The 12,614-nt window shown below is 33.9% G+C and carries 11 protein-coding genes; 4 read left to right on the top strand and 7 right to left on the bottom strand.

Annotated elements, in window-relative coordinates; translation table 11 throughout:
* Window positions 1-126: 126 nt before the first annotated feature.
* Entirely contained in the window at window positions 127-1,452 is a 1,326-nt protein-coding gene (locus P3U61_RS11425) for a carboxylesterase family protein (protein ID WP_101431557.1), read from the bottom strand.
* A gap of 282 nt (window positions 1,453-1,734) precedes the next feature.
* Here P3U61_RS11425 and P3U61_RS11420 point away from each other — a divergent pair, with 282 nt between their 5' ends.
* The 3 genes from P3U61_RS11420 (at window position 1,735) to P3U61_RS11410 (ending at window position 5,923) form a co-directional block, all read left to right on the top strand.
* Window positions 1,735-2,640, top strand: coding sequence for a PLP-dependent cysteine synthase family protein (locus P3U61_RS11420; protein ID WP_199569379.1), 906 nt, complete (start codon window positions 1,735-1,737; stop codon window positions 2,638-2,640).
* A complete protein-coding gene (locus tag P3U61_RS11415; protein ID WP_199569377.1) occupies window positions 2,633-3,775 on the top strand; it encodes a bifunctional cystathionine gamma-lyase/homocysteine desulfhydrase in 1,143 nt (380 codons plus the stop codon). Before P3U61_RS11420 ends, P3U61_RS11415 begins: the two co-directional genes overlap by 8 nt.
* A gap of 1,140 nt (window positions 3,776-4,915) precedes the next feature.
* On the top strand, window positions 4,916-5,923 hold the full coding sequence (locus tag P3U61_RS11410) for a LysM peptidoglycan-binding domain-containing protein (protein WP_014614841.1): 1,008 nt from the start codon (window positions 4,916-4,918) through the stop codon (window positions 5,921-5,923).
* 391 nt (window positions 5,924-6,314) lie between these two features.
* Here the strand turns inward: P3U61_RS11410 and P3U61_RS11405 are convergent, their stop codons facing one another.
* The gene (locus P3U61_RS11405) at window positions 6,315-6,590 is read right to left on the bottom strand and encodes a hypothetical protein (RefSeq protein WP_199569375.1); all 276 of its coding nucleotides are present in this window, start codon (window positions 6,588-6,590) and stop codon (window positions 6,315-6,317) included.
* A gap of 304 nt (window positions 6,591-6,894) precedes the next feature.
* On the opposite strand from P3U61_RS11405, the gene isaB reads away from it, so the two are divergent.
* Window positions 6,895-7,410, top strand: a complete 516-nt coding sequence (gene isaB, locus P3U61_RS11400) for an immunodominant staphylococcal antigen IsaB family protein (RefSeq protein ID WP_199569373.1) — start codon at window positions 6,895-6,897, stop codon at window positions 7,408-7,410.
* Window positions 7,411-7,871: 461 nt separating this feature from the next.
* Here isaB and P3U61_RS11395 read toward each other — a convergent pair whose 3' ends face one another.
* The 5 genes from P3U61_RS11395 to P3U61_RS11375 form a co-directional block, all read right to left on the bottom strand.
* Complete coding sequence (locus P3U61_RS11395) at window positions 7,872-8,480, bottom strand: hypothetical protein (protein WP_037544039.1); 609 nt, start codon at window positions 8,478-8,480, stop codon at window positions 7,872-7,874.
* Entirely contained in the window at window positions 8,477-9,433 is a 957-nt protein-coding gene (locus P3U61_RS11390) for an insulinase family protein (RefSeq protein ID WP_015728573.1), read from the bottom strand. Before P3U61_RS11390 ends, P3U61_RS11395 begins: the two co-directional genes overlap by 4 nt.
* 2 nt (window positions 9,434-9,435) lie before the next feature.
* Window positions 9,436-10,533 carry an insulinase family protein gene (locus P3U61_RS11385; protein WP_063284955.1) on the bottom strand — a complete coding sequence of 366 codons (1,098 nt, stop codon included), beginning with the start codon at window positions 10,531-10,533 and terminating at the stop codon, window positions 9,436-9,438.
* A complete protein-coding gene (locus tag P3U61_RS11380; protein ID WP_153019466.1) occupies window positions 10,520-11,311 on the bottom strand; it encodes a hypothetical protein in 792 nt (263 codons plus the stop codon). Before P3U61_RS11380 ends, P3U61_RS11385 begins: the two co-directional genes overlap by 14 nt.
* 469 nt (window positions 11,312-11,780) lie before the next feature.
* A complete protein-coding gene (locus P3U61_RS11375; RefSeq protein WP_015728576.1) occupies window positions 11,781-12,479 on the bottom strand; it encodes an ATP-binding cassette domain-containing protein in 699 nt (232 codons plus the stop codon).
* Window positions 12,480-12,614 lie beyond the last annotated feature (135 nt).

Raw genomic sequence — 12,614 nt, 5'->3', positions numbered from 1 at the left:
CGACACAGTGATACGTATGTTTGATGGCTTCCAAAGGTTGATTACTGCACATAAAAATAAAGAGGAAGTGACTGGGAAAACGTCAATTGTTTCCGAGTCGCTTCCTTATTTATTTGGGGCGTCACATTATTCATAAAAGCGATTGCCATCTAATGTACTATGTTGGGCGAAATGGCACAAATCATGAATCATCCGTTTGCGTAGTTCGGTCTCTCGTGCAGTTACTTCCAAACCGTGTGCTGCTAAAATGTCGAGACGGCCCATCCAAAAAATCATATCTAAAATGTGATACGCCGAGGCATAGTCTGGATGATCGCCACGAGACCAATTGAAAGTCGCCTGCCAAGTCGGTGTCACTGCTGATAATGCTTGATACAGTTGTTGAAACGGTGCTTTGAAATGCCAATTCGTAATCAGGTCACGCTGTTGTTGAGCAGTTTCGATGTCCTCTAGCGGTGGCACGGGCCCTTCTAAACGTTGAATGACACGTTGGAATTGTTGCGGGGCTAATTTTTTTTGTTCATTTTTAATATAAATGTCACCCTCAGCTGTCGTATGGCCTAATAATACGGGAACATTGACATGGCGATAGTCTAGTTCGATATCATCTGTGGCAACCGGTTGATACAACAATTCTAAACCTTTCGATGGGCCATACTGCATTTGGTGTCTCGCCATTAATGCCAATATCCCTTGTGCATCAAGTTCATGCCAAGGTGTGGAAGCATAGTGTTGTGCCTTTAATGCTGCAAAGGCGTCTGCTTTATCGGATGCGACTTGAGGAGATTCCAAATGCAAAGTCCCGCTTAACATGACGGCATTTTTAATCCAAGGCCGTACTGTTGGCATACGCAACATGGCCGCAACACTCATCGCACCCGCAGATTGACCCATCAAGGTGAGGTGCTCTGGGTCCCCACCAAAATGTGCGATGTTTTCACGTATCCATTGTAGTGCACAAATTTGATCTGACAAGCCATTATTCGCATCCCACTCCGGATTGATTGTAGACCAGTCTAAGAAACCCAGTGCACCTAAACGGTAATTCAACGTAACGACGATGACGGATTCGCGGTTGACGATTTCATGAGGGTGATACAACGCTTGTGCACTATGACCATTCACAAAACTGCCACCATATATGAACACGATGACAGGCAATGGTTGGTGAGCGGGTGTTGCAGGACGCCAAATATTTAAAGTGAGACAGTCTTCACTCTGCGGGTAGTCTTGCACGTGTGTATCAAAAAAGGACTCTAATGAATTCGGTGGCTGAATTGGGACAGGTCCAAATGAAGTCGCTTGAAAATCTTCCGGCCACGTTAACAGCAGTTGCGCATGTTTAAAACGTAATGCCCCAACAGGTGGTTGCGCATAAGGAATACCTTTAAATACTTCATAACCAGTATGACGTTCACCGTGAATCGTGCCTTTAGGTGTATGCAGTTCCATCAATCTCTCTCCTTTGTACTCTGAAATGTAGTGTGTGATTGCTTTCATTATAGCGTAAGCATGGCTTTCTTGTATGGGATTGCAATGTGTAAGGGTAAAGTGAAAACGTTATTAATGAGCACCTCAAAATTTAATCGCTCATTTGCAATTGTATCGTACCATATCGATTGCTTTTGAGATAATTTGTATTTTTATAGCGATTAACATTGAAACCGACACATATTTATCTTATAATTCATATGTATTAACTAAGAATTAGACGGTTGAAATGAGGGGACAGTGTTGAGAAATTTTGACTTGATTGGCCGGACACCGCTTGTACAACTCGAGCATTATAGTACAGACCGGGTGAGAATCTTCGCCAAACTGGAGATGCACAATCCAGGGGGCAGTGTGAAAGATCGATTGGCCAAGTATTTAATCGAGCGTGCGATGGAAGAAGGTCGGCTCCACCCCGGTGATCAAATTGTGGAAGCAACAGCAGGCAATACAGGTATCGGGCTAGCGATTGTTGCGAATCATTATGACATTAAATGTGTCATTTTTGCGCCAGAAGGTTTTTCAGAAGAGAAGATTTCGATTATGCGGGCACTTGGCGCTGAGATTCATCGTACACCACAAGCAGAAGGGATGCTCGGTGCACGACAATGGGCCGAAAGCTATGCTGATGAGACAGGTGCTTTTTATACGAATCAGTTTGAAACGTGCAATAATCCAGCAGCGTACCGTGATACATTAGCAGTTGAACTCATTGAGGCACTTCCGGATTTAGACTACTTTGTTGCGGGTGCAGGTTCGGGTGGCACATTTGCAGGTGTGGCAGAAGCACTCCAACCCCATGATGTGAAATCAATTGTCGTTGAGCCACCGGGTTCTATTCTAAGTGGTCAAGAAAAAGGGCGCCATGATACAGAAGGCATTGGCGTAGAGGTGTGGCCACAATTTTTAAAACGTGAATGGATCGAAGCGGTCGAAGTGGTACCGGATGAGGTCGCATTTCAACACGTGAAAGACTTGGCACGTTACGAAGGCATATTAGCGGGTAGTTCTTCAGGTGCTGCATTGGAAGGCGCGATTCGAGCAGCGTCCCGTTTAGAACAAGGAACAGTCGTAGCCATTTTTCCTGATGGCAGTGATCGTTATATGTCGAAAAAGATATTTCAATACGGAGGAGATTTAAATGAATAAAAAAACATTATTAATTCATTGCGGTAATACTACAGATGATTATACAGGTGCAGTGACGACGCCGATTTATCAAACGAGTACGTATGAACAAGATGCGATTGGGGAGTTAAGACAAGGGTTTGAATACTCACGTACAGCGAACCCCACACGTTCATCGCTCGAGTCTGTCATTGCTGATTTAGAGCATGGGAACTACGGTTTCGCATTCGGTTCAGGCATGGCGGCCATCAGCGCAGTTATCATGTTATTAGACCAAGGTGACCACATTATTGTTGGCTCGGATGTGTATGGCGGCTCTTATCGTGCAATGACACGCGTCTTCACACGTTTTGGTATTGAATTTGACTTTGTTAACACGACAGATGTTCAAAATATTGAAGATAAGATTAAAAATAATACGAAAATGTTATTTATCGAAACACCATCTAATCCATTGCTACGCATTACAGATATCCAAGCGGTGAGTGAAATCGGCAAGCAGCACGAACTCATGACTGTCGTGGATAACACATTTATGACGCCATATTATCAAACACCGTTGTCTCTTGGCGCAGATATTGTTGTACATTCAGCGACGAAATATTTAGGTGGGCATAGTGACGTTGTAGCCGGACTTGTCGCAGTTAAAGACGAAACACTCGCAGAGCGCATTGCTTTCATCCAAAACTCAACAGGGGGCGTATTAGGGCCTCAAGATAGCTACTTGCTTATTCGCGGGATGAAAACATTAGCTTTACGTATGGAACAAATCGAACGTAACGCATTAGCGGTCGTCGAAATGTTGAATCAACATGACAAAGTGACGAAAGTGTATCACCCAAGCCAACCGTCACATTTAAACTACGACGTGCATCAAGCGCAAGCAGATGGCACAACAGGCATCATCTCATTTGAAGTAGCAGATGTAGAAAAAGCGAAATTCCTAGTAAGACAAACAAAATATTTCACACTCGCAGAAAGTTTAGGTGCAGTCGAAAGTTTAATTTCTGTACCAAGCTTAATGACACATGCATCGATTCCGGCTGATATTCGTGCAAAAGAAGGCATTGCAGATGGTTTAATCAGATTATCATTGGGTATTGAAGATACAGATGATCTTGTAGAAGATTTAAAACAAGCACTTGATCAATTGTAAGTGACATGGGGTTGAGGGAGTCGTACAGAAACCTCTTGTGCAACAAAAATTTCGTCGTAAATGCCTGCGCAAGGCTGACTCGGCTTCTCACAAGTACAAGCATTGAGAAGTCAGACAGCTACTGCGTTAAACAGTAGCTAGTACCAAAGTTAAAGTCTTCCTCAAATCCTTATGAATTTCGTTTATAAAATCAATCACATTCGACAGCGTCATGCCATGTTTCGTTTTGAACATGGCATGACTTTTTTGATATACGCAACAAATGAAAATGGCCCTCGTGGACACTGGATTTAGTTAAGACAAGTCCTGGAAGCGTACAAGTTAAACCAATGCGGTATCAGTAGCGCCAAAAAGTTTTATGTCCTATCTTCATGCACGCACTTTTTTATAAGTATGAAACTAATATATATAATCACAATCATATGAAAATGTTATAATTTTGATAAGTTACAGAATTGTTTCCTAGGTTTATAGTATGATGAAAAACCATATTAAGGACTTACAACAGGAGTCGTGATAAATGAATAGGATCAGAGTCGTGCATATCGTGAATGTTTTGAATTACTTATTTTTAATAGTAGGTGGACTGATTTGTGTGCAATTGATGTTAGCGTTTGGTGATTTATTTACTATATTTTGAGGCAACGTCATTAGCTGCGGGCATATTTTCATTGTGGCACCTAAACGCAGACGATGCGAAGTTACAAAAAGTAGGCTTAATTTGGTTTATCATCAATTTACTTAATATATTTGTTTTGACACCTTTAATCATCTTGGTATTATTTTTTGGCATAAGTTTTTAACGACCGAAATCGCACCTTGTAATGTTAAAAAGGTCGTATCAAGCTTTATCGTGATGCATAAGTTTACTTCCATAAACAATGATGAAGTGGTCAAATATTTTGCAATTACGAAAGATAAATAAAAGAAATATCCGAGAAAAATGTCTTTCTGAATAATATGATAGCTATTATTTTAATTCTCAAGTAAGCATGTGTAAATATATTTACTTTCTGAAGACCGTCATGATGGTTTTTGTAATCATAATGTTATATAACAGACATATTTCTACATGATAATCGGTGTATAATATAAAACTGTATAAGAATAATATCTTCTATTTTATAAGGAGGGAAACGAATGCGTAAAAAGTTTATCGCAGCCGTAATAGGAACAACAGCAGCTGCCACAGCATTATCAGCACATGCAGACGCTTCAACAACGTATCGTGTACAACCTGGTGATTCACTTTGGGCTATTGCAACAAAGTATAACATCACAATAGCACAACTTAAACAATATAATGGATTAAACTCTAACTTAATCTTTCCGAATCAAGTGTTGAAGGTTTCTGGTGGTAGCAGTACATCACGCACAACAACTCATCATTCAAGCCATAGCACTACGTCATCAACAGTCTATACGGTACGTTACGGAGACACTTTATCAGGCATTGCAGCGCGATATGGAACAACGTACCAAAACATTATGAAATGGAACGGTTTGAACAACTTCTTGATTTTACCAGGTCAAAAGTTAAATGTAAGTGGTCCGTCTACAACACCAAGTCGTTCCACAGCGAAGAAGCCGGCACCTAAAACGTCTTCAAGAAATGCGAGTTATTATACAGTACAACCAGGTGATTCACTGTCATTGATTGCGTCTAAATATGGTACAACATATCAACATATTATGGAGTTAAATGGATTAACATCCTTCTTAATTTTCCCAGGTCAACAATTAAAAGTGAGTGGATCGGCACCGTCACGTCAAACAACACCGACACCAAGTCCAAGTTATCAATCTCCTACATTCAACCATCAAAACTTATACGATTGGGGTCAATGCACATGGTACGTATTTAATAAGCGTAAAGAGATGGGGCGCCCAATCAGTACATACTGGTGGAATGCAAATGCTTGGGATGATAACGCTGCACGTGATGGTTATACAATTAATAACCAACCCGCAGTGGGATCAATCTTACAATCTGACTTAGGTTACTATGGTCATGTTTCGTATGTAGAGCGAATTAATGCTGATGGTAGTATACTCGTATCAGAAATGAATTTCACTGCAGCACCAGGCATTCTCACTTACCGTACTGTACCAGCGCATCGTGTAAGTGCCTTCAAATATATCCATTAATCAAAAAACGTGAGTATACCTTTTACATGGTGCTCACGTTTTTATTTTTTAAGACATGGGTCGAATGAGAAAATTTTCGTCATTTGAAAAAATCCCAAAAAGTTTGAAATGCATGTCATATTCTATTAACAAAATGGTAACAAACATCTTGTCGATGATTCTTAGGTAAGGATAAAGCCGTTGAGTCAATCCATTTCACCTTAAAAGGGTATCTTCATATTCACAGAAACGGATGCTTTAATGATTAGCTTTAAAAACTTGGATGAAGCGAAGATACAACGACTTGAGCATCTGGGCAATGACTACTACATAAAAAAGGCGTGAACAGAAATCATAATGTTTCATGTTCACGCCTATATTTAATGATTTGAAGATGAATCAAGTCGTTACCCTACCCATGTGTGCGAATCGCTTGGATTTTTTGGATACCACTCCATACTTGGCGACTTGCTGAGAAGAAAGACCATGCTTTTGTGAATTTGCTTTTTGCACCAAGTGATAAATAGAAGCTTAATACGACATCTACTAAGCCAAGCCCAACTGAAATATAGCTTAGCTTGCGATTTTTTGAGCGATAAATGTAAGAATTGTAAATGTCTACAACTAATGTTGCGCCTGTTAAAGCAGTTGAAAGCACACTTAATGATTTTTTAGATTTTTTAGCCATTATACTTCCCCCAATGAATATAGTATGATGTCATTCATTATAACATTACTGATAGGTCAAAACCCAACATATGCACTTTCCTTAAATGATTGTTAACACGTCTTTTAGATACAGCGTTGTAGAAAAATTTCAGTCCAATGACCGAAAAACTTTTGGATGAAAATGTTATCTTAATTTGTTATCATTCGAGTAAGGAACAATTTGATATATAAGTTATTATAAATTGGAAATTTAATTCGACAATTACAAATAACATAAATTCCTAATTTTTAGAACAGTATCGAGAGAAAGAGGAGTGGTACACATGAATCAAGTTACAAAAATTGCAATCGCAACAACTTTATCATTAGGCACATTATTAGGGGCAACAGCTGGGGCAAGTGGAATCCATGCAGATGCAAATGCCGCAACGGAACAGCAAACACCTTATTACACATATAACGGCTTATTTAACTTCAAAGGGAATAAAGCTTTAGAGGACAAAAACTTTTACCGCGCATTACAACACGATAACTTTAAATATGAAGGTTTAAAAGTCGGCCAGTCTACATTCGCTGACGTTAAAAAAGCGGTAGGGAACGACGTGAAAAAATATTATGAAGAAAAAGGTGTCACTTACTACGAGAAAAATGATGTCATTTTCGGTATTGATAGCGAAGGTAAATTGGTCAACATGACATTATTAATTGAAAAAATTAATCACAGTGATAAATCTGTGCGTGATCATGTGAAACAAGGCGAAATTTATGATGCCAAAACAACACATGTCGCATTTTACTCAGGTAACTCAATTGTGATTAAAGCAAAAGAGAGTCGTTAAGATTGAGGCGTACTTTGCCCATACAACGTCATAGTTAAAAAAACTCCGAGACTTTTCGTGAATAGTAGACGATAAGTCTCGGAGTTTTTGAGTTGATGAGAGCTTGTTTAAGTATTTCAATTTAATGCAATCGTGTGGCTTTGTTCAGCTTCTGCAATAGACTTGGCGAGACGCTGTGTATTTGCAGGCGATTGTAAGAAATACAGTGTTTCTATATTAATAATCAAAACAATTGTGCAACACCCCCCCTATAAAGGGAGTTTTTACAAGGATTATCTTATTAAAGTTTAATGAAAATCGCTATTTATAAATGATGAGTAAGGATTTTAGGGACAACTATAACGTCTGTAAGATTCAGTTTAAATGTATTTGTAAAATTATTAACAGTATCATTGTAACGTTGCCTACAGTCAATGTAATTAGTTTTACTGAAAAGTTATATACAGAGTAGTTCTTTGTAATTATCTTTTAATAATTTTTAAAAACATATTATAAAGATAAAAAACAATAATCTCTATTACTATAAATATCACAATCTCTTCTTTCACATATGATAGAATAACGCAAGAAAAGGTGATTGACATTAAAAAAATCAGGATTTTATGATTTATTCTTTGTTTACAAAATCTATACACTAAAAAATAAGTAGAAATCATAAAAATAATACCGATAGGAATAAATGCAACGAGAGGTGTGTTTAATTTAAATCCTGAGAGGATACTAATAAAGACATCATACGTTATTACATTTATTAGGAGAATTAAAAACACTTGTTTCTTGGTAGGTAATTTTATTTTTTTACTAATTTCTATTACTTCCTCGGTCATCTTAAACTTATTTTTTATATATACACTATTAACTATTTGCATTTTATTATTAAAACTATAAAAAACACCCTGAATTGGGGTTAAAATAATTGAAAAAAGCAGTGTAATAAAAAGAAAACTAGACCAAGAATACGGATTTAATAATTGGGACTTTATCAATAATTTCACTAAATGACTTTTAAGGGGAGATAATTCTAATACTATCGCGAAAGTGAATAATAATACAATAGGTGTTTTTTTCACATGAATGCCTCATTTAATAATATAGATAACTTTTCTTGATCTTCAAGTAAATTACCGATTTTTGTAAAATCTCCCCTTGTGAATTTCCAGTTTTCCAAAAACTCAATTAACAAATCAGAATCTTCATAAACATTTACTATATAAGAAATTATATAACTTCTAAAATCATCTAACTGCATATCATGAATTTTTTTGGTATAATATAATTTATTGAAATTAACCACAAGGCTTTTGTTCTGGAAATAATAATTTATGAATTTATTTATATGGAAATAAAGGGTTTTCAAAAACAATTCAGTATTATCATAATCATGTATAATAAGATCGCTGTTTACTACTAGCTCTATCTTTTCCATGCTTATTTCTCTGCTTTTATGGATATATTCAGAAAAATCACCTATTAAATAATAGTGAATATTTCTTTTTTGATAGCATATTGAAGATAGGTTTTCTAGATATCTCTTAGAAATGTCATTAATTTGATTTTCATCGCCTATTATCTTTTTTACATATTCTAATTTTTCATTTTCATCCACTAAAATTGAATGGTATCCTTTAACCTCATTTAATATTATTTTCTTCTCTTTATTAAATTCTTCAATAGTGTAGCTGTGATTTAATAAGTATGATGTAAAATTAGTCAAAGTAGAAACCGTATTTTCCTTACTACAGTACAGTAAAAAATTAGTTTCATATTCTGTAGTATTTGCGTTCATTATAGTGCCAAAGTAATTCATTAAATCATATAAGTTATTGTTTTCTTTCCAAAATTTTAGGTGCTCTATAAAATGAGCAGCTCCGGTTTGATATTGATATCCCCCGATATTTACGACTGCTTTAATTTGATTTATATATGAGTCACTCTTATTAAAGTATGTTACTTTTATTTCGTTTTGAAATAGATTGTAAAGATTTTGATCTAAATCTGCATAAAATAGTTTTGTAACTTTCATTTTCATCCCTCATATACAATATTTATCATTTTTTTATTATCTAGAAATTTGATGAAATCTTGAATTTTTATATCTTGGATAGCTTTAAATATATTATTTGATTGTAAAAATTTATTTCCTAAACTAAGAATGTGATTCAATTCTCCAAATGATTTATCGAATTTAAATCTGTATTCATTTGATAGGAAGATTTTCATAGTCTGGAACTCTTCTTTATTAATATTTAAATCCATAACTTCAGATATAATTAAATTCCAAACTTTTATTTTCCAATTTTCATCCACTATGTATTGGATGAATAGGATATTAGTTTCTTGATCAAAATGAGCTTCAAAATGATATAATTGAAATTTTTCTATCCTTAGCTTTTTAAACAATATTGAATGGCCATATTGCGTCAAGTAGCCTTGTAACATAGGACCATAAATTGTTTTTGAATATTCATCATTACTTTCAAAATAATAACAAATTGTGTTAATACTTTGTCCATTTATTAATGGTGGAACTTTTTGGCTTACTATATGTGGTATAAAAAAAGGAGATGCATATTTAATATTCTGTAATTTATGTATATTTAGCTCTCCTTTAATTTTTGAGATGCATAAATTATATGCATATATAGATTCGGGTATTCTTTGTAGTACTAACTCTTGACTTATTTGATTCATATTTAATGTTTCAATAGTCCCTAAACGTTTACTTCCTAATAATGAATTTGGGTAAAGTTTGTCTTTTACTAATAATTTATTGATATTCATTGGATTTAACTGATATTTTTTAATTTTATTAATAAGTTTTTCCAAGGCTAAGTAACACTCATTGTCAGACATTTGAAAATTATTATAAAAACTATTGAGCCAATAGTTATAATCTAGGTCTACATACCGGTTTCTTAAAGTTTTTAGATAAAAAATATTATAAAAGTCTTTTCCCAAAACACTTGTTGTAGTATAAGGAATAATTGAATAATCATTTAATGCTTTGAATTTCTCATTTAATATTTCAGAAATCAATTGATTAATAGTGAAATTTTCAACGCCACTTATTTTATTGATATAGACGTGATAGTTATAAATATTTATAGCGTTATTTATATCCAAAAAAATCTTCCTTTCCATAAAGTTGACTATATAGTTCTAATACTAAACAACCTGATAATATAATAACTAGAGAAATATAAAAATTTAGTGCTACAGCTACAAAAAGGGGAGGGATCACTATCATCAATGATAAGTATTTTTTCGGATTTCTCCACAATTCCATTTTATCTTCATAATCTAAAATGGGCTTTATCATATCAAGTTTTAATCTCAAAAAAGTTAAAAAAAACAACAAAATAGATACTTTGAAGTATAGTAAGCCTAACTTTTCTTGGAATAGCATTTCGTTTATGAACACTACAATAGAAAGAAAAAACTGTGATATTAATGTTGAAACTAAAATTTTAGCCATAAAGATACTTCGCTTTTTAACAGGCATATAAGTAGCAATTTTTCTTAATTCTTTATCAGATGAAAGCATTAAATTTAATGGACTTATTGAAGAAATAATTAGTAATATCAAAAAATACTTTAGTCCAAACTCTACCGTCATTCCATCTATACTTTCAATATTGTAGTTTAAAATATTGAGGAAAAGGAACATACTTATTATTCCAATGACATTTGTTTTTTCTATGAAAAACTTTTTAAACTCCCATTTTAAAATCGATATTTCGTTTACTGTAGCTTTTGTAGGTTTTTTTCTCTTTTTTACATTAAATTTTATAAAATTAGTAAAGATGGATACACCTAATAATACAAGAATTAAAACCACCAAACTTATAAATTTATTAAAAAATGGGCTTAAAAAAAGTGCTAGAAGTAATGAAATTGTCACATGTCTCTTTTCACATTCATGCAAAAGAATGCAAATAAGTTGAGAAGATACAATCAGTAGTATGAATAATGAAAATGTCAAAATGCTCCCGTAAATACTGAATTTGCCGATTAGCAAAACATAAAATGGTAGTACAAGTAAAAAAACAAGTCTTCTCCCGGTTATCTCAACGAAAATATATACATTTAGAATTATTAAAACCTTTACATTATTAATAGGTATGTACCCTAAGAGTCTATATAACTCGCTTTCGCGGAAAGAGTTCCAGTAAATATTAGTCAATATAATTGAGGAGAATATGATAGATAATCTTAGATAATTGGAATATAACAAATTGACATTATCCAAATGACTTTCAATCAATTTGTATTCAAATATTAAAAGAATTGCTATTCCTAGTGAATTTCTAATTATGGCTCTTAGATTAAGTTTATTGTAGTAATAGCAATAGAGTAGAATTAAATATCCATTATTCTTTATCATAATCAGATAGAACCTTTCTTATATCGCTTTCATCGTTAAGCGTGAATTGAAAACAATGTTTATTATTAATATATATAATATTAGGTGTCAGCTTTTTTACAATATCTAATAAATGAGAAGATAGGATGACGCATTTATCTTCTTTTGTCATTTTGAAAAGATCTTGAACAAACAAATCTATTGACTCTATATCTAATCCATTTAATGGTTCGTCGAATATTTTGATAGGTACATCTAATAAGATTGAACAAATTAAAGCAGCCTTTTTTTTATTTCCAAAAGAGAGCTCATTCATTCTTATATCTAAATACCTTTCAAAATTATATTTTTTAGAAATTCTCAATAAATGCTCCTGGCTTAAAGTTTGTTGATACATATTTAAAACAAAACTTATATATTGTTTACTTGTCATTTGAGAAATAACAGGGGGACTATCTGGTACATAAAATCTTTCTAACCTAGCTTGATAATTAAATTTTGATATATTCAAATTGTTAATGATTATATCTCCTGAAAAACTTGGTATAACCCCGCATATAGTATTTATTAGCGTTGTTTTACCAGATCCATTCTTTCCAAGCAATCCATAAATTTTTCCTTTTTGTAAGTATAGATTTGCATTTTTAATTATTAAATTTTCTGGCTCATACCAAATACATAAGTTATTTAGATGAATGCTCATCATTAGATTTACCTCTTTTAAATGTTTTTAATATATAGATAATCCCTATCAATATGAAGATTACTGCGAAAACCCATTCTTGCTTAATGGCGAATATTACACTAGATATTAAAAAAATTATAGCAATGGTTATTGTAA

This window comes from Staphylococcus pseudintermedius, from assembly GCF_034042775.1.
In the GTDB taxonomy this organism is placed as follows: Bacteria; Bacillota; Bacilli; order Staphylococcales; family Staphylococcaceae; genus Staphylococcus; species Staphylococcus pseudintermedius.
The sequence above is the reverse complement of the archived record's forward strand: the minus strand, read 5'-3'. Positions and strand labels throughout refer to the sequence as shown.

What these genes read in the sequence shown, in the direction of transcription:
- P3U61_RS11425 (WP_101431557.1), bottom strand. Translation starts at nt 1,452, where the DNA reads ATGGAACTGCATACACCTAAAGGCACGATTCACGGTGAACGTCATACT.
- P3U61_RS11415 (WP_199569377.1), top strand. Translation starts at nt 2,633, where the DNA reads ATGAATAAAAAAACATTATTAATTCATTGCGGTAATACTACAGATGAT.
- P3U61_RS11410 (WP_014614841.1), top strand. Translation starts at nt 4,916, where the DNA reads ATGCGTAAAAAGTTTATCGCAGCCGTAATAGGAACAACAGCAGCTGCC.
- P3U61_RS11405 (WP_199569375.1), bottom strand. Translation starts at nt 6,590, where the DNA reads ATGGCTAAAAAATCTAAAAAATCATTAAGTGTGCTTTCAACTGCTTTA.
- isaB (WP_199569373.1), top strand. Translation starts at nt 6,895, where the DNA reads ATGAATCAAGTTACAAAAATTGCAATCGCAACAACTTTATCATTAGGC.
- P3U61_RS11390 (WP_015728573.1), bottom strand. Translation starts at nt 9,433, where the DNA reads ATGAAAGTTACAAAACTATTTTATGCAGATTTAGATCAAAATCTTTAC.
- P3U61_RS11375 (WP_015728576.1), bottom strand. Translation starts at nt 12,479, where the DNA reads ATGATGAGCATTCATCTAAATAACTTATGTATTTGGTATGAGCCAGAA.